This window comes from Catenovulum agarivorans YM01 (assembly GCF_000281085.1).
GTDB lineage: Bacteria > Pseudomonadota > Gammaproteobacteria > Enterobacterales > Alteromonadaceae > Catenovulum > Catenovulum agarivorans.
Genome location: NZ_AJWM01000096.1, coordinates 1 through 20,716, shown reverse-complemented (window position 1 = coordinate 20,716; position 20,716 = coordinate 1). Strand labels below are relative to the sequence as shown.

Below are 20,716 nucleotides of genomic sequence, written 5' to 3'. Positions count from 1 at the left end.
CCGTACGTACGGTTCTGTGAGAGGGATGAGGCGTAAGCCTCACCCTACTTGATATTTAGCCTCTGCAGAGGTTATTTAGTCTTTTAAATGGCTATTTGTTTGCCACTACCATCAATTGCCGTATATTGCGGGGTAAAACAAGCAAAATTAAAACTTATGTCTAAAAAATTACTAATCTTAGTTGATGTTCAAAATGTCTATTACACAACCAAACAAGCTTACAATGGAAGATTTGATTACAATAAATTCTGGGCTGAAGTTAGTAACGGACGGGAAGTTGTAAAAGCCATAGCTTACGCGATTGATCGAGGCGATAAGAAACAATTAGAGTTTCAAAATATACTCAGAGCTATCGGCTTCGAAGTAAAACTAAAACCCTTCATCCAAAGAGCGGATGGCTCAGCAAAAGGTGATTGGGACGTTGGAATTACTATTGATGCCTTAGAGTATGCTAATGATGTTGATACTATTGTTTTGCTATCTGGTGACGGTGACTTTGATCTACTTGTTGATAATTTGAGGATTAAAAAGAACAAAAGAGTTGAGGTCTATGGTGTTCCTCAATTAACGGCAAATTCACTAATTTCATCCGCTACAGAGTATTTTCCTATCGAGCATGATTTGTTATTAGCTTAAAGCTAGCGCAATAAAAAAGGCACGTAAAACGTGCCTTTAGATAACAAGATACAAGTTGTTAAATTTACAGATCTTTTTCAGCTACAACGGCTTCGTTAGTTGCAGAATCATCATAAGTGATTGACAAATCATAATCGGCTGAATAAGTTTCAAAGTCTTCTTCCCACTCTAACGTTGTACCAGCCACATCTGAGTACACTTTAAGATCATCGTAATATACGCTGCCAGTCACTGTAGCACTATTATCACTAAGTTTTAATACCAGCTTAGTTACACCACCAGAAATCGCGCTAAGGTCTTTAGAAAACGATGAGAATTGGCCTAAACCTGAATCAACACCATTAATTTTAACGGTAACAAGTGGTGCAACTGTGTCAGACGCATTAGTTGCATCCCAAGTCATTTCTACATCAACCCATTCACCAATGTTAAAGGTTGGTGTTACATCAGTTGTTGCTTCACGAATTTTAAATGAACCATTACTGATTCTTAGGTCTACTAGTGCATTTGACGTAGAAGTAGAAGTACCCCACAAGGCGATATAAGCTTCTTTAACACTACCGTCACTTGTAAGAACTTCATCTTTATTGAATCGAGCGGTAATTTTACCAGTTTTAAGCGCACCGTTTTCAAACTCATGACGCAACTCACCAGAATCGCCACTATCTGTATCAGAAATCTTCGCAACTTTAGTCGTGGTTACAACTGGCGCACTGCTAGTTTGTTGCGCAACAACAGCTTCGTTTGTAGCTGAGTCGGTATAAACGCTCGATAGGTCAAAGTCTGCTGCGTATGCTTCAAAGTCTTCTTCAAATACTTTAGTTGTACCGGTTAAGTCTGAATAAATAACGATATCGTCGTAATAAACAGCGCCGTTTACTATTGAGCTATTGTCACTTAATTTTAGTACTAGTTTATCAGCACCTGCCATGACTGACGGCAGGTCTTTACTGAATGATGAAAACGTACCTAAACCAGAATCGACACCGTTAATTTTAACAGTAACTAACGGTGCAACTGTGTCGGTGGCATTGGTCGCGTCCCAAGTAATTTCTACATCATTCCACTCATTTAAAGTGAAAGTAGGGGTTACGTCAGTAGTCGCTTCACGGATCTTGAACGAACCATTGCTTATACGTAAATCAACCAAAGCGTTAGACGTTGAAGTTGAAGTGCCCCAAAGTGCAATATAAGCTTCTTTGACACTGCCATCAGCAGTTAAAACTTCTTCTTTGTTAAAACGAATATTTAACTTACCTACAGTTAAAGGACCAAATTTTTCGCGTAATTCACCCGAATCGCCGCTATCAGTATCCGTTATCTTTAATACATTGTTAGTCACCATAGGTGTGCTTGGCTGACCATTGATGGTAATTTCAATATTTGCAGTAACACCATCAATTGAGGTAATGGTAATAACATCTACGATAGAGTCGTTTTCATCAACCAAATTGGCTACCGTTGCATCACTGGTATTAACCGTATATACCCAGTTTCCAGCAAAATCGATTGAGAAAGTACCATAGGTTGTTGCCATACTAACTTGTTCAATAACACCATTTTCGCCAGCGTCAGGATCGCTAACAGAAATTTTGCCTTGAAGATCACCCGCATCATTTTGAATTGCATGGGTTAAGTCACCCAAAATAACCGCTGGAAGGTTTTCAGGAGCAGAAACGTTATCACCTGTGCTGTCTGTGTCGAGTTCACAGGCAGTTAGTGACAATGCCATAGCGGCAGTAATCAAGCATTTTTTCATATTCATGATTTAATTCCTCGTTAGCTTACCCAGTCTATTTGCTAAACACTTTAGGTAAAATTGTCAGTTCTTTGTGTTGTATTTGCCAATTAGTCTTCCGGACAAGTTGTTTTATTCACAAGAATAAAACATTCCATTTTGTTCGCTATCTAAATTAACGATACGTTTACAATACAACAAATACGACATTGTTTACAAGATGTTTTTACATTTATGACTAACAATTATGTATTACATAAAAATAAAAGTTGGTTACAGTTCACTAAAATTAATTTTATTTAATCAGTTAAAATAAAAGGCACTAAAAAGTGCCTTTTATTACTTGGTTCATAGCCTTTATTTATTTAACTGGAGTACTTTCTCCTACTTTTAATTTAGTGAAAGTTACCTGCACATAATCACCATTAGCTTTGTCGGTTTGCCAGTCACCAGTACCGGGACAAGCTGTGTACCAACCACCTGCAGCATCTTTAGTACTACATTGGTTATAGGCACCCGCTTTAAAATAATTCCAATCACCAGTGTAGCCAGCTGGATGATCAAACTCATCTACCTTGCCATAGGCATCTATATTGTTTGTCAGATCGATTGAATATTTAACAGTAGGTTTGTCTTTTGCGGTAAATTCTAGATGCATAATATTGTTATGTACGTTAATTACATAACTAAATTCCTCACCTAACGCTATGCCTTTATCGCCTGGGTCTGCTGGGTTTTCCCAGATGTTACCCCAAACAGGGTATGCAATGTCGGTACGATTTGGATCATCTTTTGGCAAATTACGTTCATAATTCCAAAATACTGAACCTTTGTCATGATGCGGGAATTTTTTATAATAAATTTTGATTGGCTCGTTACCCCAACCAAAACCAAGGCCAAGATCTATAATTTTTTGGTCTTTACCCGCATGAATTTGACCAACAACAACCGAATAAGCAGGTGGTTTGTCTGGATGACCCGCTCTTGTTGCCACATGATCAACTTTTAAACTCGCCTCCATTTTGCCACCAATTCGTACGCCTAAACGCTCAAAACGGTCTGACAAAGGATGGGCTAATAAATAAAAATTATTTTGTGGTGCTTTGGTTTTAATCTTAGTATTACTGCCACGTAGTTGATGGCGTAATTCACTGCGCGTATTACTTGAGCCACTGGTTGTTATAGCTTTGTTTGGCGCAGCAAATACCATGTGTCCGTCTGCATTGACGTAAAAATAATCTGGATGTGAATAACTTTGAATTTCTTTAACATCAATTTCGTCAATTTTTCCATCACCGTCTCCGTCCATTGGTAAGGTAATTTTCCACTCGCTTAGATCAAATTTTTCAGCAGGGATCGAACTATTAGTTGACGCCGTAGCTGACTCTGAATTTGTAGTTGACGAACAAGCTATAAGCGCTGTGGCGACTATAGATAACACGCTAACTGCTTTAATTGATTGCATAAAAGTCTACCTTTGTTGCTTAAGTTGAAGGTGCAAAATTAATTACAAGTTTATCTGCAATTGATTTTATTATTACAATTATGTAATACACATTCAATAAGATTGTAATTAAAAAGGATGTTAAGAGCCTAGTAAATTAAAAAAAAATGTAAAAACAGCTGTTTAGTTAAAGCTAATGAGTAAATAAAAAGTTATTAACTTTGAATAAATATTGGTTAGCTTGTTTGTTTTGTCAAACAAGTTGGCTGTGAAATATGGGTGGGTTATAAAAAATACTTATAGGTGGTGAATAGTTATAGTTGGAGGGTAGAAGGCTCGAGCAAGGATCACTTGCTCGATAATATGCGGTCTAACGAATACAACTGACGGGTAGCTTCAGATTTTTGTTTAATTTCTTCTAGTGCTTGTACTTCACTTGCTTCAAATAAAGCATTAATCAAACGATTAAAGTGTTTGTGCATTGCGCTTCTAGCTTGTTCAGGCTTACGAGCTTTTAAAGCTTGATAAATAACATTATGCTCTTCTTTACGTTGAGCAGTACTTTGGCTACAAATATAGCTATGCGCCTGTTGTACAGAAGGTTGTTTACGCAATTCCCACAAATTTTGAATTGTATGAATTAGTGCTTTGTTTCGAGTGCTTTGGCAAATCGTTAAGTGGAAGTCTCTATCTGCTTCATCACTGCTAGCTTCATCATCCAGCATTTCGACCAATTCACCCAGTTTATCTAATTCTTCAGGAGTAATAGAAACAGCAGCTAACGCAGCCGCTTCACCTTCAACTAAAGCACGCGCCTGCGTTAATTCGAAAGCCGATATATGACTCACCGCGGATTTCTTGGCTTTGTCTTCTTGATTCATAACATACACACCTGCATTAGTGCGCACTTCAACACGACCTCGAACCTCCAACGCTATAATAGCTTCACGCAAGGTTGGACGGCTAACGTTAAACAACTCAGAAAGTTCACGCTCAGAGGGTAAACGGGTGCCAGGCAAATAAGAGCCGTTATCTATGCCTTCTTCTATTTTATCTACGACACTCCAAAATAAACGACGACTTTTCAAAACAAATTCCTCACTATCAATAGCTCTGATACAGAGCATTTAATTTCTTACAATTAATATGACTATTAAATTAGCAAAATTGTAAAACAAAATCTATCTTTATTGTTTCCACCCTAAATTTGACTATAGTCATGGTATACCACCTTGTAAAACATTTTATGTTAAAAATATTTTAAAGTGTTTGACAATTAGGTTGTGATCATTTTAAATTAGGTAAAACATAAAGGTCAGATAGAGGACTCAGCATGAAACAAACACATAAAACAAATAAAATCGCTGAAGCGATAAGAAATGTATTTGTATACGGTAGCTCAACTCTTTTATTGTCTATGGCTCCACAAGCGGTTATCGCTGCGGAAGACGTAGCGCAAGACGAAGAAGTAGCAGAAGTTATTCAAGTTACAGGTAATCGTGCGACTATGAGTCGCTCATTAAGTGAGAAAAAACATACTGTAGCAGTTGTTGATGCAATTGCAGCAGCAGATTTTGGTGACTTACCAGGCTTGTCGTTGTCAGACGTTATTGAAAACGTGCCAGGTGCAACCGGCCATAGATTAAAAGGTAGCCAAAACGAAATTTCACTACGTGGTTTAGGTCCGTTTTTAGGTAGTGCGACCTTTAACGGTCGACCAATTACCAATGCAGGTCCAAACCGCGCTGTTAACTTTAAAAAATTCCCTTCAGAACTAGTTGATAAAGTTGTTGTATATAAAACACAACAAGCTGATTTAGTAGAAGGTGGTGTATCAGGTTTAATTGATATCACTTCATTAAAACCTGTCGCTTACGGTAAAAAACAAACCATAGTCGAGTTGACTGGTGTGTATAACCAAGGCGCAGATCATATAGATGGCATGAGTCCTTACGGTAAAGAGTTTTTATTCTCTACGGTAAATAACCTGGAAGTCGACGGTGGCGATTTAGGTTATAGCTTAGGTGTTACTTATTCTGATTCATCTAATCCAGAAGAAATTTATACATCTAGTTCAACGTTAAATGTTTGTGGATTGCGTCGAGCAGATGGTAGCGACATTGACGGTGAAGTAGATTGTGATGCGCGTACTGACAGAGGAAGCGCACACGTAATAATGCCAGAAGGCGATGTTGAAGCATCTAACAATGCTATCGACCAATTTGACCGTTCTAGTTTGTTTATGATCCCAAATAGTTTTACCTATCGCACAATAGAAGATGAAGATGAGCGAAAAGGCATTGTATCAACTATTCAATATACGCCAAATGAGCATTGGGATTTCAACTTTGATATTGCTTACTCTGAATTAGAATACACTGAACATAGACATGAATTAGCGGTTTCAAACTCTCGCGATGAACATTATGCAGACAGCATGATTATCAATGACGAGAACGCTTTGACCTATTATAAAGGTTTGTCAGACCTACAATTAATTGGTGAGCGCCGCAGCCAATATGACGAATATACCGGCTGGGGTTTAAAAACCACTTACACACCAAACACTAACTTAAAAGTTGATCTTGATTTATCTTATTCAAATTCATATCGCTACCGCTTACGTCAGCGTGCGCGTGTCGAGACAGCACAAGAATACAATTACACCTGGGATCGCCGCTCAACTTTAGTGCCTTCGTTCGGCTTTGATGACGCAAATGGCAATGCACCATGGGAAGAAGGTCATGATGCAACTAGCATTGGCTTTGATATTAGTGACGTAACCGCATGGCAAGACAATGTTGATAGATTGCGTTATTACCGAGAACATGAAGAGCGAGACGATACAATTTATGCTGGCCGCGTTGATGTTGAATATTATGTCGGTGGGGATTTTATTGAAAGCATAAAAACCGGTGTGCGTTTATCAGAAGAAACTATGTATGTTGACGACGATACTCGTGTTGTTAGAACTATGCGTGGCGAAAAGCTGACTGAAACTGAATTTGATACAAGTAACGCAGAGCATGTTTTAAACGCTAATGAGGTGTCAATGGCACCAGAACTGATTGCAGATGTAGTGCAAAACTGTATTAGTGAGTTCAACAATAGTAACTTCTTCGGTGGTCAAGACGGAAATGGTTCTGGCGCCTATGCTATTTTTGATGGTGAATGTGCGGTAGCGCAAATATATGATAGAGACAACCCTGATGCGGCAAGCCGACGTTATGTAGATATCGGCGAAGCTGATAGCAAACATAGTCCGAATGATGTAGACGCAACTGAAACTATATTGGCTGGTTACGCTATGGCAAACTTCCGTAGTGAAATAGCAGGCTTACCGATAGAAGGTAATTTTGGTGTGCGTGCTGTGCGTACTGAAATTGATTCAATCAGTCGTAGCCGTGGACTTGTCATTGAGCAAGTTACTGACGCAACAACCCAAGAAGTTTCGTATGAATTGAAAGCAGATACCAGTGGTGCTGGTGAACCAATAGCAGTGAGCGCAAGCAACTTGCGTTGGTTACCAAGCGCAAACATTACTTTCCATTTAAATGACGAATTGATGTTACGTTTAGGTGCGTTCCGAGCTATGTCTCGAGTGGCATTACAAGATATGTCTGCTGGCCGAGAGTTTGTAAATGGAGATTTAGAAAACGGCGATGATGAATCAGGTGTTTCTCTACAGCTTGTCGACGGAAAAATTACCAATATAGAACAGATCGTTGGCCTTATCGACCGTGTTAATGGTGGTAACCCAGCGGTTAAACCTTTGATGTCTTGGAACGGTGATTTGTCATTAGAATGGTATCCAAGTGAAGATGCATATATGAGTTTTGCGTATTATTGGAAACAATTTGATGCTGTATTGGGCTCTTCACCAGTGAATGAAGACTTCAATCTAACCTTTGGTGATGACGTTTATCAAATCACTCAACGCGTTGATATGAATGATGTCCTCGACCAAACGTCGACGATTACAGGTTTTGAAATCTCGGCACAAAAACACTTTAGTGAATTACCAGCGCCATTTGATGGCATTGGTGTAAAAGCAGCCTATAACTATTCGGATTCAGATTATGCACGCCAAGATCCAAGATATCCTGGATTGTTAGCACCTGCGAATATGTGGGGTAATTCGAAAGAAACAGGCTCTGCATCAGTATATTGGGATTTTGATGATGTTTCATTCCGTGTGTTGTATAAATTCCGTTCGAAATATTTTCAACCAAGTGATCTATTTGACGATAATTCGATTCGCCATGTACTTGACTCTGAATACTTAGATTTCAGTGCTAAGTACAAAATCAACAAAACATTCTCAGTGAGCTTAAAAGCGCTGAACTTGTTAAACGAACCTCAGGTGCAAGTTCGTGGTGTAGATTCAAACATCCATGAAATTTCATCTACTGGCTCTAAGTACTTCTTGTCACTTAAAGCTAAGTTTTAATCTGTAAAAGTTGGTTCTTCAGCGGAACATTCCATTTGCCTACTTGCGAATGTTCCGCTTTTTTTAACGGTAGCGTTTATATGAAAATCACACGGAATACATTCGGTTTATCTATTATTGTGTTATTGGCTTGTATTGCCTATAGCGCTAATGCCGAGACTTATTTAGTTAAAACAATTGCTCAGTATCAGCAAGTGGCGAACAAGCTACAGGCAGGCGACGAAGTTGTATTAGCAAATGGTCAATGGGAGAACTTTGAAATAGTTTTTCACGGCCAAGGTACTCAAGCTAAACCAATTACTTTACGCGCACAAACTAACGGACAGGTATTGATTACTGGCCAATCTAACTTGCGTTTAGCAGGTGAGTATTTAGTTGTTAAAGGATTGGTGTTTACTCAAGGTTATACCCCTAGCCCTGAGGTTATTTCTTTTAGAATTAACAAAGACAAGCTTGCATACCACAGCCGTGTAACCGAAGTAGTGATTGATGAGTTTAGCAACCCTGACAGATTCGAGTCTGATTATTGGGTGGCTTTATATGGCAAGAACAATCGTTTCGACCACAATTATCTTGCGGGCAAACGCAACCGCGGTGTAACAGTAGCGGTAAGATTAGACACTGAAGAAAGCCGCGAAAATAACCATTTAATCGACCACAACTACTTTGGTTATCGTCCAGTATTTGGTTCAAATGGTGGTGAAACTTTACGTGTTGGTACTAGCCATTATTCAATGTTTAATTCACTGACCACAATCGATTCAAACTATTTTGAAAACTGTGATGGTGAAGTTGAAATTATTTCGATTAAATCCGGTAAAAACCGTTTAACCAACAATGTGTTTGATCGCTCAAAAGGTACATTAACCTTGCGTCACGGCAATGGTAATTTGGTTGAATCAAACGTGTTTTTTGGCCATGGTGTTGAGCACACTGGTGGTATTCGCATCATCAACCAAGACCAGGTTGTACGTAACAACTATTTAGAAGGGTTAACAGGTTATCGTTTTGGCGCAGGTTTTACTGTGATGAATGGGGTACCAAATTCACCGGTTAACCGTTATATGTCAGTAAAAAATGCACAAATAGAAAATAACACTTTTGTAGATTTAGATTTTATTGAAATTGGTGCAGGTGCAGATGCAGAACGAAGTGAAGCGCCAAGCGATTCAACTTTTACCAATAACTTTATCTACAACCATACAGAAAAAAATTTAGTCACTGTGCATTCAGATGCATCAGGTATAGATTTCGACAATAACCCAGCGGTAAATGTGTTAAGTCGCGCAATCCCTTTAGATAACACGTCAGCAAATAGATTAAAAATCAAACGTGCAGCTAACGGTTTAATTTACCCAGCAAACATTAACAATGTAGGTGTGGCGAAAAACTTTAAGGTTTTATCCAAAGAACAAGTTGGTCCTGCTTGGTATGGCAAAAAAGCCGCTTTTACCCCGTTTGATTCAGGTAAAGTTCATCAAGTACAAGCGGGTGAGAATACTTTATTTGATGCGATTGCTGCGGCCGATGACGGCGACGTGCTAGAACTTGCTGCTGGTTTGTATCCGTCACCAAAAATTATCTTTTTAGATAAAACCATCACAGTTAAAGCACAAAAAGGTGCAGATGTAACCATTTTACCAATGCGCAGTACCTTTTTAGAAATTCAAAACAATGGCTCATTAAAAATGCTTGATGTAACTATAGCAGGAGATGCAGCCCCTGATTATAAAGGTAATACCATTTTTAGAACCTTGAAGTCTGGTATGTACAAAAACTTCCGTTTAGTCATGGATAACTTGGTAGTACGAGACTTAGACATCAATGGTTTTTACAACATATTTGATGCAGGTTTTAGAAGCCTTGCAGACACAATTTCTATCACCAATTCAAAGTTTAAAAATATCACGGGTGACATTTTGCGCCTGAATAAAGAAACAGATGACCTAGGTGTATTTAACGCAGACCATGTTGTGCTGCTTAACAATAGTTTTAGCGATATTCACGGTACGCTGGTGCGTTTATACCGAGGCGGCCGTGATGAAAGTACCTTTGGCCCGCACCTAAATATGCAAAATAACCAACTCACTAATGTTGGTACAGGCAAAAATAACAAAGGTGGTTTGGCCCTTGAGTTATTAGGTGTGCAAGAAATGCACATTAAAAACAACAATTTTAAAAATTCAGCGAGTGTACAGCTAGTTACCCAGGTGGGTGAGCCAAAAGTGGCGATTGAAAATAACCACTTAGTTAACACAGCAGAGTTTGATATTTCGATAACAGCGTCGAAATAAACCGAATCGTAAGTCTGACCTTGATTTACGGTAGTCGTGTAGCGCAGGGACGCGCGCCTGTTTTTAGTGAAAACAGGTAGAGGTCAGCTAAAGTTTTAATTTATACAAAGAGGTATCCCATGACACAGAGTGAACGTTTTGTAAAAGCTGAAAAAGTACAAGTAGAAGATTTGGGCGGCGGTGTTAAACGTCAAATTTTAGGTTACAACCATGAAATTATGGTAGTTAAAGTTTGGTTTGAACAAGGCGCAGAAGGATACCGTCATCAACATCCACATTCACAATCAACTTATGTGGAAAGTGGTGTATTTGATGTATTTATTAATGGCGAAGTACAGCGTTTAACAGCAGGCGATGGTTTTTATATTCCACCTGAAGAGTTGCACGGTGCTGTGTGTATCGAGGCGGGTGTTTTAATCGATACCTTTAGTCCAGTTCGTGAAGATTTTCTGTGAGGTGAAAGATGTTTATTAACCGACTTAGATGGGCCGTAATAGCCTTAATTGCTTTAGCAACAGTAATCAACTATATCGACCGCTCAGCGTTAGCTGTAATGTGGCCAGGTATTGCCGAAGATGTTGGCCTAGATAGATCTGATTACGCGAATATCATGTCTGTGTTTATGATTTCATACGCAATCGGTCAAGGTGTATTTGGTGGTTTATTCGATAAATTAGGTGCACGTATTGGTTTCACCTTATCAATTGGTGTTTGGTCAATTGCAACTATTTTGCATGGTATTGCTACCACAGTAACATCGTTTTCGATATTCCGCTTTTTACTAGGTTTCAGTGAAGCAGGTAACTGGCCGGGTGCAACTAAAGTAAATGCTGAGTGGTTCCCTGTTAAAGAACGTGCGTTAGCCCAAGGTATTTTTAATGCAGGCGCGTCAATTGGTTCTATTATTGCTCCACCATTAATTGCTGCTTTATATGCATTTATCGGTTGGGAAGCAACTTTCTTTGTAATAGGTGGTGTTGGTTTATTCTGGTTAGTTCCTTGGTTGTATTTATACAAGGGTACGCCTAGCGAAAGCCCATTAATTGCAGAAGCTGAGCGTCAGTACATTTTGCAAGGTCAGCAAGCTGAAAAAGACGCTGCTGGAGGACAAGAAGAATATGTACCTTCATACCGTCAATTATTAAGCCATAAACAGGCGTGGAGTGTTATTGCAGCTCGTTTCTTTATTGACCCTGTTTGGTGGTTATTTGTTGCTTGGTTGCCACTGTACTTAAATGAAAGATTTGGTTTTGACGTTCAACAAATTGGTGCTTTCTCTTGGGTTCCGTATGTGGGTGCTATGGTCGGTGCTTTATTAGGTGGTTATTTATCTGGTCGATTAATTGACAAAGGTTGGTCGGTTAACCGCGCTCGTCGCACTGTTATTGGTTTTGGCTGTTTGTTTATGTTGCCAGCACTTTTAGCAACTATTTACGCTGACACTGCAACTATGGCTGTAACCTTAATTGCCTTTATTTTATTCGGTTTCCAAGTCGTTATCGGCAATATTCAAACCCTACCGAGCGACTATTTCTCAGGTAAAACCGTTGGCTCTTTGGCTGGTTTGTCTGGTGCTTGTGCGGTATTTAGCGTTATTGTGGTGACTCAGTTGGTACCTATCTTGTCAGCTGGCGGTAACTACTCAGTGGTATTTGGTTTGGCAGCAACCTTCGTACCTTTATGTTTTATCTCTGTATTACTTGGCGGCAAAGTTAAAAGAGTGGCCAAAAAAGGGGCTAGATAATGAGTCAGTTTGTTGCTTTCGGTGAATGTATGATTGAGCTTTCTTCTCGCGAAGGCGCTCTTCACCAAGGGTTTGGCGGTGACGTTTTTAATACTTGTGTGTATTTAAAACGAACCTTTAAATATATCGACAGCGGTTTATTAACCGCTGTCGGTGAAGATTTGCAAAGTGAGCAAATGGTTGAAACTTTTGCTCGCGAGCAGCTGAACAATAGCAATGTATTGCGTCATCCTAAGTTAATTCCAGGTTTGTACTGGATCCATAACGACGAAGTGGGTGAAAAGATATTTAACTATTGGCGCGAAAACTCAGCTGCGAAACGCACGATTGAATTGTTAGATACAAGCAAGATTCAATCATTAAGCAGTGCAGATATTTTCTTTTTCTCTGGTATTTCTTTAGCCATTTTACCAAAAGAAGATCAAGCAAAGTTTTTTGATTTGTTAGATAAGTTAAAACAAAAAGGCGTCCGGATTGCCTTTGACCCTAACTATCGACCAAAACTTTGGGCTGACGCAAATGTTGCAAAAACCTTGTTTCAACAATGTTTTATCTTGTCTGATATTTTATTGCCAGGTGTTGAAGACTTCAGTCTGTTATATGGCATTGACGATGAACAAGGGGTTTTAGACTTTTTGTCAGTTTACCCAATTAAAGAATTGGTGTTGAAAAACGGTGCTAAACACGTAACTGTGCAATACAAAAACAAACAAACTGTCGTCAAGATTACCCCAGTGACTAATGTAGTTGACACCACCTCAGCGGGTGATTCATTTAATGGCGTTTATTTTGGCGCGCGTTTAAATGGTTACGATATTGAAACCAGCGTAAAAATGGCCAGCAGCATTGCCGGTGAAGTTGTTCAGCACAAAGGTGCCATTGTTGACGCAGAAATATTCTCGAAAAAAGTAAAACAGTTATTTTTGGACTTTGCACCTGCAAAATAACACGCCTTTGCTATTTTAAAAGATTAGGGCCTGTTTACTAAAGATAAGCAGGCCCACAATTTAGTAGTCGTACTTTATACATGGATGTTCTTTTTTAAAGGTGGTTATCGTTATGAAAGCTAGAAACCCTATTATTATTGCCAACTGGAAACTCAATGGTGACATAGATTTATTGTGTAAATCAGTTGCCAGTTTTATCCGAAAATACTTTAAAGCCGATGTAGTAGTCTGCCCACCCTATATTTATCTACGTGAAATGCTGAGTTTTTTACAGTACTCGAGTGTAGTCATTGGCAGTCAAAACGTCAGTAAATTTGAGTCTGGTGCCTACACAGGCGAAACCTCAGCGCAAATGCTTAAAGAAGCCGGCTGTAAATATTGTTTAATTGGCCACTCAGAGCGTCGCTCAATGTTTCGTGAAAACAACCAGTCGTGCAATATTAAAGTTCAAAGCGCCATAGCCAACGATTTAAAACCTGTGTTATGCATAGGTGAAAATGCCGAAGAGCGCGATGCGGGAGTGACCCGTGATGTGTTGTTTAGACAAATCAGTGAAGGTTTAGAAGGCATTGAATTTAGCGGTGACGATGTATTAATTGCTTACGAGCCCGTTTGGGCAATAGGCACAGGCAACGCCGCATCAGCGGAAAATGCCGAAGAAGTACATTGTTTTATTCGTAAAGAGATTAAACATTTATTTGGTAAAGATGTTGCCGAAAAAGTACGTATTTTGTACGGCGGTAGCGTCAATAAAACCAACTCAGCACTACTTTTGGAACAAAAAAATATCGATGGTTTGTTAGTCGGCGGCGCTAGCTTAGATCCATCACACTTTATGGAAATTTGTCAGGTCGCCGATCAATTTTCCCAAAAAACCGTTTAAGAGGCTTTATCTATGCCAAGATTATCCAAAACTCATGGTGTGTTAACCGGTGATGATGTTTCAAAGTTGTTTGCTATTGCTAAACAAAATTTGTTCGCCATCCCTGCTGTTAACGTGGTTAATACCAATTCAATTAACGCAGCGTTAGAAGCCGCAAAAAAAGTTAATTCACCGATTATTATTCAGTTCTCTAACGGTGGTGCTGGCTTTTTTATTGGTAAAGGCAGCGAATTAGATTCAATTGAAGCGTCAATCGCGGGCGCGATTGCTGGTGCACATTACGTGCGTATGGCCGCTGAACATTACAAGGTTCCGGTGATCTTACATACAGATCATGCTGCGAAAAAACTATTGCCGTGGATTGATGGATTGTTAGATGCAGGTGAAGAATATTTCTTAAAACATGGCGAGAGTTTGTTTAGTTCGCACATGATTGATTTATCGGAAGAGTCGTTAAAAGAAAACGTTGATACATGTGCACAATATTTAAAACGTATGTACAACATAAAAATGACCTTAGAAATTGAGTTAGGTTGTACAGGCGGCGAAGAAGATGGGGTTGATAATACCGGTATAGATAGTGCTGCTTTGTACACTCAGCCAGAAGACGTTGCTTATGCCTATCGCAAACTGATTAAGATTAGTGATAGGTTCACAGTAGCAGCCTCGTTCGGTAACGTCCACGGTGTATACAAGCCAGGCAATGTGCAATTAGAGCCAGCGATTTTACGCAATTCCCAAGCCTATTTAGTTGACAACTTTGTCCTTAAATACAACCCACTTAACTTTGTGTTCCACGGTGGTTCAGGTTCTGATTTACAAGATATTCGTGACTCTATTGGTTATGGTGTAATTAAAATGAATATCGACACAGACACTCAATGGGCGACTTGGCAAGGTATTCACCAATACTACTTAGCCAACGAAGGCTATATGCAAGGTCAAATTGGCAACCCAGATGGTGAAGACAAACCGAATAAAAAATACTACGACCCTAGAGTTTGGTTGCGCAAAGGTGAAGAAAACATGGCTAAGCGCTTAGAGCAGAGTTTTGCTGATTTAAATTGTATCAACCGTAATACCTTACTTAGATAAAAGGCAAAATTTATTCAAAAGCAGTTGGCATATTTGTCAATTTGTTGCAGCTAACTATACTTGTTAGATGAAACACATTATTTGCTCTGCTATGTCACATATTACAATAGGCTATCGCCAGATAGCCTACCTCTTGTTACTTTTCTGCACCTTTAATGCGCAGGCAAATTTACGTATCGCCTGGTTTGTACCAATTGATTTAGCCGACGAAAAAATCATATTTGGTGAAGGTAATGCCTTTTGGAAACATACACACAAATTTACTGCAAAAGCTGCCCAAGATTTAGGTGTTGAGCTAGTAATTGTGGATTTTAATCGCAATCGATTTGACTATGTTGAGCGTGCGCTGGAAGTCGCTGCTGGCAAGCATGGCAAAATTGATGCTGTTATCTTCTACAATTTCTTAAACAAAGGCAGCAAAGTTTTAGATATCCTAGAGCGAGCTAACATTTCTTCAATCAGTATTATTACCAACTTCCTCAATGACAGTTTACTCGACAACACTAACAATAACTCAGTCGGACGGCCAAGGGGACTATTCAAACATTGGCTTGGCGAATTTAGAACAGATGACAAAAAAGCAGGCAAAGAGCTGACGCATTATTTAGCAGCCCATTATGCCGCGCAAAACCCGACAGATAAAACTAATATTCCGGTTATCGCAATAGCGGGAGAGCGCACACATAGTGCGAGTTTTTTACGAAAACAAGGCTTAAACGAGGCGCTGAACAGCTTAACTGATTTTCATTTGGCCCAACTAATTGAAGGTAGTTGGTCGCGCAACAGGGCAAAAGAAGTTTTACCTAAACTACTCAAACGCCATGGTGACGTAAAAATTATTTGGTGTGCTAATGACGAGTTAGCCTTAGGAGCAATAGACGGACTGAAGGATGCAAACTTAGACCCAACTCAATACATAATAGGCGGGGTTGACTGGAATTCGGATGCATTAAAAGCGATTGAATTAAAACAAATGCGCGTTAGTTATGGCGGACACTTTTTGCAAGGCGCTTACGCCATGACCTTGTTATACGACTATCTAAATGGTAAAGACTTTGCGGCAGATATTGGTGTTACATTTAATTTAGATTTACAAAAGATGGATGAGTCAATCGTGCATTTATTTAAACACAACAACCAATATTTTAATTTAGAGCAGATTAATTTTTTGAAAATGTCGCGCCACTATCAGCAAGTGCATCTGCAGCACGCGACCAATTATTCTTTTAATTATTTACAACATTTAACCGCTAATGTTGCGCAAGATTAAACCACAAACGTTTATCGTTTATTGGGGTTTGTGGTGGCAAGAATGGATTATCTAAGCGAATAACTTTACGGTTTTGAATGTTGCTTAATTCGAGCGCATCTTTAATCAATGGATGATTTAACATGTACTGGTCAAACGAGCCGTCATCAATTGCTGTGTTGAGTCCTGTCGAAATTTCTTGGTATAACGCCTGATTTTGTTTATTAACAAAAAAGTAACCCGGTAAGGTATAAACCAGTATTAAACTATTTTCGACTTGCAAACCCAGCTCAGGGTATTTTTGTTTTTCTGCATAAGCTGAGTACACGCTACGCGGAAAATAATCAAACCTTTGCCCTTCTAACATATAAAACAAGTTGCTAAATTTATTCGAAGTTACCACGGGCAAATTGGCTTGTTGCAAAATTTGTGTATCCACCCAAGTACGCACTTGCCCTGCACGTAAACCAGAAAGGTCTTTAGCCGAATTAATCTGATTAAAGCTTTCTTGTAATTCGGGTTTAATTAAGAATATTCGATAACCCAATAAACCTTTAAACAAAGGCACACGGATAGGTTGATATGTTTGTTCATATTCGCTAGAAGTACCAACCCAAGCGACACTAATATTATTTGAGCCTAAATCAGACATAAGTTTTTGTTGAGTTAAATAAGTATTAGATTCATCAAATTGATATTTTTTATCCGAATAACTCAGCGCCAGTTTTAACAAACCAAACTGATATTCTTCTTTAGGTGAGTCTATCTTGTTGTGCTTAATCACAAGATTTGGATTTGCATTAACAAATGTCGCGTAAACTAACCCCAACAAAACTGTCAGACATTTCATACTTCTTTTAAACGAATTAATCACCAAACACCTCACTTAGCAGTTTCGACATTATTGTCTGCAGCTTGCCCCACAAACTGCATCTTCAACAATGTACTGAATGTTGATATTAAGAACTCCGTTCTGTTCATTTCCTGGTCAGTATAGATCAGCAAAATACAATTTCATACCAATTTTTACATTTTTGTTTGACATTATGGTAAACCAATGAGATTATAACTCCATGACATTAGTGACACACGTATTGAGCTAAGTTAATTCACACAGATTTACATGAGGTGCTATATGACTCCATTTGAATGGAACTTTCCGACAAAATTAACCTACGGACCAGGAAGAGTAAGTGAAATTGGGCAAATTGCTGCTCAGTATGGCAAAAAAGCCATGATAGCAACTTATGCTAAAGGCTCATCATTAGATCCTGTCGTGGACAAGGTAGAAACGTCTTTGCGTGCGGCTGGCTTAGATGTAGTAATCTTTACTGGCATTGAACCTAACCCACGCGCTCAAACAATTGATCAGGCAACCGAATTATTTGTTGCAGAACAATGCGACCTAGTTATTGCTCTTGGCGGTGGTAGCGTTATAGACGGCTCAAAATACATAGCTGCCACCGCTTTTTCTGGCGGTAAATCTTGGGATTATGTTGTATTAGGTGAACGCACACCAAGAGAGTACACAGGTGCTTTCCCAATTATTTCAATACCCAGTATTTCAGCCGCAGGCTCAGAATGTAATGCTGGTGGTGTAATACAAAACGCAGAAACCAACGAAAAAAGCTTTTCGCGTTCACCGTACCGCATTCCAAAAGTAGCGATTGTCGACCCCGAAATTCTGCAATCTGTACCTATGCACTTAACTAAAGAGAGCTGTATCGATATTTTCTCCCATTTAGTTGAACATTATTTATCTAGCCATGCTGAATCTGAGTTTGCCGACAGGATGACTGAAGGCATGATTTTATGTTTGATGGATAATTTTGAAAAAATCATCAACAATCTTGAAGACTTAGAAGTGCGTGGTCAACTGGCATTGTGTTCAATTTTTGGTTGGTCAGGTATTCAAGCGCTTGGGCGTTTGGGTTGCATCCCTATGCATTCGGTTGAAATGCCATTAAGCGCATATTATGACTTACCACATGCTCGTGGCATGGTTGTTGTTATTCCAGCTTATTTAGAACACATGGCGGATGCAATTCCGCATCGCTTTGCCAAATTAGCACGCCGCTGTTTTGGCGTGACAGAAACAGATGATCTAGTTGCAGCTAACTTGCTGCACGTTAGAGTACGTGAATGGTTCAAACGTATGGATGCATTTTTAACTTTGTCTGATGTAGGCATAGGTGAAGATAAGTTTGAACAAATGGCCGAAGATGTTGTACGCATGTTCCCTGGCAGTGCGCCAGAGAGTACAGCTGGGCCACGTCCTATTACTAAAGATGAGATCGTAAGAATTTACCAACTGTGTAAATAGACTATACCCAACCCGTTTGGGTAGTTAAAACCAAGAAGTAAGATAGCCAAAGCAAAGCCACTTCTGTAGTGAGTAACAGAAGTGGCTTTTATGTTTATAACCGCCGATAAAATGCCTGCCTAAATCTCAGCCCGCAAGGACAAAAGGTCAAGTTTGTGAAAATTACACATTGACCAATAGTCACATTTACGAATTTAAAATTTAAAACAATAGGTTTGAAATGTGAGACGCCAAATTTAACATATTATTAAAATTTGTATGAGACTAGGCTTAACAACAATTAGTATAAAGGTGTTACATGAAGCTTAAAGTTTTATCATTGTTAATTAGCGCATCAATTGCTGTGCCTTCGCTAGGTTTAGCCGCAAAAAAGAACGTCAACGACAAACCCTATCCACATGGCAACCCAGTTATTACGCATATGTATACAGCGGATGCAGCGCCAAAAGTAATGCCGGATGGTCGTGTGTGGATGGTTACCTCGGTTGACCATTTAGATAAGCCGGGTTACCACAATATGGAAGCATTACAAATGTTTTCAACTGCAGATATGAAACATTGGGTCGATCACGGCACCATATTGCATACTAAAGATATGCCAGAAGGTGAAGATGAAGATTGGGCCATTTGGGCGCCTGATATGGTTTACCGTAATGGTACTTATTATATTTACTACCCAATGCGCAATTTGCTAGATGTGAGCAAAGGTAAAGACAAAGGTGTCGACCGTTATGTCGCAGTCGCCGAAAGTAACCGAGCGGATGGTAATTATAAAGTTACGGTTGAACGCATGGCGGGCGTACCTATTGCTGGTTTAGACCCTTCGGTATTTATTGATGATGACGGCCAAGCTTATCTATATTGGAACCGTGCATTAATGGGCAAACTGCAAGATGATATGCGTGATATTGATGGCAAATATTTTAAATTGGATTACGGCACAAACAACTTCATGGAAGCTGCTTGGATGCACAAGCGCGACGGCAAATACTATTACCAATACCACACAAAATATAACGGAAAAGTCGATAAAAATAACCCAGATGATCCAAAGCGGGCTAAATCACATTTAGACTATTCAATCGGTGATTCGGCAACCGGCCCACTAGATTATAAAGGCACAATTAATTGGGAGTTGGGTTATCAAGTTGATAATAGCAATGGCCCTAAATTTCCAGGAAAAGATTACGTACCATGGCGTTTAACTCAATCAAATCACGGTGCAGTTGTCGAGTTTCATGGCCAAGAATATTTCTTTTACCATACATCGGCCTTGTCATCATGGAAACAAGATGAGTTTGAAAGCATGGGGACTTGGACGCAACGTTCTGTGTCGGTTGATTACTTAAATTACGATGAAAATGGTCTAGCTTTACCTGTGCAGCAAACCTTAGAAGGGGTTAAAGCCGTTAGCATAAAACAACCTTTTAGCATTAAACCTAAAATTTCACCTGCAGGCGCAAATTTTAACTTAGTGCAAGACAAAATAGTTGCGAAAGACGGCGCGGTAGTTGAATTTAAAAACTTAGATTTAGGCACAGGCTATTATTATTTTGGTATGACAGTGCATAAAACCATTAGCAACGGCCATATTGAAGTGCGCCGTGATAGCCCGGACGGTATGTTGATGGGAACTTTGTTATTACGTGACAATAGTATTGAAATTAATAATGCGCGCACCGAAACCTTTTTACGCGAAGCTCGCGGCGATAATCGCAATGTATATTTAGTATTTAAAACGCACGGACAAACTGTTGAAGTATCAGCACCAGACTTTTTCGCTGGTGCGCCTTTGCCAGTAGCGGGCGATAAGCAGTTTTAATCGTAATTAATAGGTAAGACACAAGTCTTACCTATCTTTGTTTGCCCAGCGAAGCTGGCAAACCCGTCAGATTGAAAGAAATCTGAATCAC

General features: G+C 39.3%; 15 protein-coding genes. 11 read left to right on the top strand and 4 right to left on the bottom strand.

The annotated features are described in order from the left end of the window. The first annotated feature begins 156 nt into the window (after positions 1-156). A complete protein-coding gene (locus WSC_RS0102080; protein ID WP_026016614.1) occupies positions 157-636 on the top strand; it encodes a LabA-like NYN domain-containing protein in 480 nt (159 codons plus the stop codon). Positions 637-700: 64 nt separating this feature from the next. On the opposite strand, the gene WSC_RS0102075 is transcribed toward WSC_RS0102080, so the two are convergent. The 3 genes from WSC_RS0102075 to WSC_RS0102065 all read right to left on the bottom strand — a co-directional run bounded on the left by WSC_RS0102075 (position 701) and on the right by WSC_RS0102065 (position 4,906). Beyond that, positions 701-2,401 carry a VCBS domain-containing protein gene (locus tag WSC_RS0102075; RefSeq protein WP_016954253.1) on the bottom strand — a complete coding sequence of 567 codons (1,701 nt, stop codon included), beginning with the start codon at positions 2,399-2,401 and terminating at the stop codon, positions 701-703. Between the two features lie 334 nt (positions 2,402-2,735). Then, complete coding sequence (locus tag WSC_RS0102070; RefSeq protein ID WP_016954252.1) at positions 2,736-3,839, bottom strand: polysaccharide lyase family 7 protein; 1,104 nt, start codon at positions 3,837-3,839, stop codon at positions 2,736-2,738. A gap of 326 nt (positions 3,840-4,165) precedes the next feature. Then, positions 4,166-4,906 carry a FadR/GntR family transcriptional regulator gene (locus WSC_RS0102065; protein ID WP_026016613.1) on the bottom strand — a complete coding sequence of 247 codons (741 nt, stop codon included), beginning with the start codon at positions 4,904-4,906 and terminating at the stop codon, positions 4,166-4,168. Between the two features lie 245 nt (positions 4,907-5,151). Between WSC_RS0102065 and WSC_RS0102060 the strand changes: the two genes are divergently transcribed. The 8 genes from WSC_RS0102060 (at position 5,152) to WSC_RS0102025 (ending at position 16,501) form a co-directional block, all read left to right on the top strand. Continuing rightward, positions 5,152-8,268, top strand: a complete 3,117-nt coding sequence (locus tag WSC_RS0102060; RefSeq protein ID WP_016954250.1) for a TonB-dependent receptor — start codon at positions 5,152-5,154, stop codon at positions 8,266-8,268. 80 nt (positions 8,269-8,348) lie between these two features. Next, positions 8,349-10,562, top strand: coding sequence for a chondroitinase-B domain-containing protein (locus WSC_RS0102055; protein WP_016954249.1), 2,214 nt, complete (start codon positions 8,349-8,351; stop codon positions 10,560-10,562). A gap of 119 nt (positions 10,563-10,681) precedes the next feature. Further along, positions 10,682-11,017 carry a cupin domain-containing protein gene (locus WSC_RS0102050; RefSeq protein ID WP_016954248.1) on the top strand — a complete coding sequence of 112 codons (336 nt, stop codon included), beginning with the start codon at positions 10,682-10,684 and terminating at the stop codon, positions 11,015-11,017. Positions 11,018-11,025: 8 nt separating this feature from the next. Further along, on the top strand, positions 11,026-12,306 hold the full coding sequence (locus WSC_RS0102045; protein WP_016954247.1) for an MFS transporter: 1,281 nt from the start codon (positions 11,026-11,028) through the stop codon (positions 12,304-12,306). Next, entirely contained in the window at positions 12,306-13,253 is a 948-nt protein-coding gene (locus tag WSC_RS0102040; RefSeq protein ID WP_016954246.1) for a sugar kinase, read from the top strand. The genes WSC_RS0102045 and WSC_RS0102040 overlap by 1 nt, the downstream gene beginning before the upstream one ends. Positions 13,254-13,365: 112 nt before the next feature. Continuing rightward, on the top strand, positions 13,366-14,136 hold the full coding sequence (gene tpiA / locus WSC_RS0102035; protein ID WP_016954245.1) for a triose-phosphate isomerase: 771 nt from the start codon (positions 13,366-13,368) through the stop codon (positions 14,134-14,136). Between the two features lie 12 nt (positions 14,137-14,148). Continuing rightward, on the top strand, positions 14,149-15,231 hold the full coding sequence (fbaA, locus tag WSC_RS0102030; protein ID WP_016954244.1) for a class II fructose-bisphosphate aldolase: 1,083 nt from the start codon (positions 14,149-14,151) through the stop codon (positions 15,229-15,231). Positions 15,232-15,322: 91 nt separating this feature from the next. Then, positions 15,323-16,501 (top strand): ABC transporter substrate-binding protein, encoded by a 1,179-nt coding sequence (locus tag WSC_RS0102025; RefSeq protein WP_157447161.1) that lies wholly within the window; start codon positions 15,323-15,325, stop codon positions 16,499-16,501. Here WSC_RS0102025 and WSC_RS0102020 read toward each other — a convergent pair. Continuing rightward, complete coding sequence (locus tag WSC_RS0102020) at positions 16,482-17,330, bottom strand: type 2 periplasmic-binding domain-containing protein (protein WP_016954242.1); 849 nt, start codon at positions 17,328-17,330, stop codon at positions 16,482-16,484. The two genes, WSC_RS0102025 and WSC_RS0102020, sit on opposite strands and share 20 nt — an antisense overlap. A gap of 285 nt (positions 17,331-17,615) precedes the next feature. Between WSC_RS0102020 and WSC_RS0102015 the strand changes: the two genes are divergently transcribed. Then, positions 17,616-18,803 carry an iron-containing alcohol dehydrogenase gene (locus WSC_RS0102015; protein ID WP_016954241.1) on the top strand — a complete coding sequence of 396 codons (1,188 nt, stop codon included), beginning with the start codon at positions 17,616-17,618 and terminating at the stop codon, positions 18,801-18,803. Between the two features lie 298 nt (positions 18,804-19,101). After that, positions 19,102-20,625, top strand: a complete 1,524-nt coding sequence (locus tag WSC_RS0102010) for a family 43 glycosylhydrolase (RefSeq protein ID WP_016954240.1) — start codon at positions 19,102-19,104, stop codon at positions 20,623-20,625. The last annotated feature ends 91 nt before the right edge of the window (positions 20,626-20,716 follow it).

Bases quoted from the DNA above. Each gene is read 5' to 3' on its own strand.
- WSC_RS0102020 (WP_016954242.1), bottom strand. From the start codon at position 17,330: ATGAAATGTCTGACAGTTTTGTTGGGGTTAGTTTACGCGACATTTGTT.
- WSC_RS0102050 (WP_016954248.1), top strand. From the start codon at position 10,682: ATGACACAGAGTGAACGTTTTGTAAAAGCTGAAAAAGTACAAGTAGAA.
- WSC_RS0102045 (WP_016954247.1), top strand. From the start codon at position 11,026: ATGTTTATTAACCGACTTAGATGGGCCGTAATAGCCTTAATTGCTTTA.
- WSC_RS0102075 (WP_016954253.1), bottom strand. From the start codon at position 2,401: ATGAATATGAAAAAATGCTTGATTACTGCCGCTATGGCATTGTCACTA.
- fbaA (WP_016954244.1), top strand. From the start codon at position 14,149: ATGCCAAGATTATCCAAAACTCATGGTGTGTTAACCGGTGATGATGTT.
- WSC_RS0102040 (WP_016954246.1), top strand. From the start codon at position 12,306: ATGAGTCAGTTTGTTGCTTTCGGTGAATGTATGATTGAGCTTTCTTCT.
- WSC_RS0102060 (WP_016954250.1), top strand. From the start codon at position 5,152: ATGAAACAAACACATAAAACAAATAAAATCGCTGAAGCGATAAGAAAT.
- WSC_RS0102070 (WP_016954252.1), bottom strand. From the start codon at position 3,839: ATGCAATCAATTAAAGCAGTTAGCGTGTTATCTATAGTCGCCACAGCG.
- WSC_RS0102025 (WP_157447161.1), top strand. From the start codon at position 15,323: ATGTCACATATTACAATAGGCTATCGCCAGATAGCCTACCTCTTGTTA.
- WSC_RS0102010 (WP_016954240.1), top strand. From the start codon at position 19,102: ATGAAGCTTAAAGTTTTATCATTGTTAATTAGCGCATCAATTGCTGTG.
- WSC_RS0102015 (WP_016954241.1), top strand. From the start codon at position 17,616: ATGACTCCATTTGAATGGAACTTTCCGACAAAATTAACCTACGGACCA.
- WSC_RS0102055 (WP_016954249.1), top strand. From the start codon at position 8,349: ATGAAAATCACACGGAATACATTCGGTTTATCTATTATTGTGTTATTG.
- WSC_RS0102080 (WP_026016614.1), top strand. From the start codon at position 157: ATGTCTAAAAAATTACTAATCTTAGTTGATGTTCAAAATGTCTATTAC.
- tpiA (WP_016954245.1), top strand. From the start codon at position 13,366: ATGAAAGCTAGAAACCCTATTATTATTGCCAACTGGAAACTCAATGGT.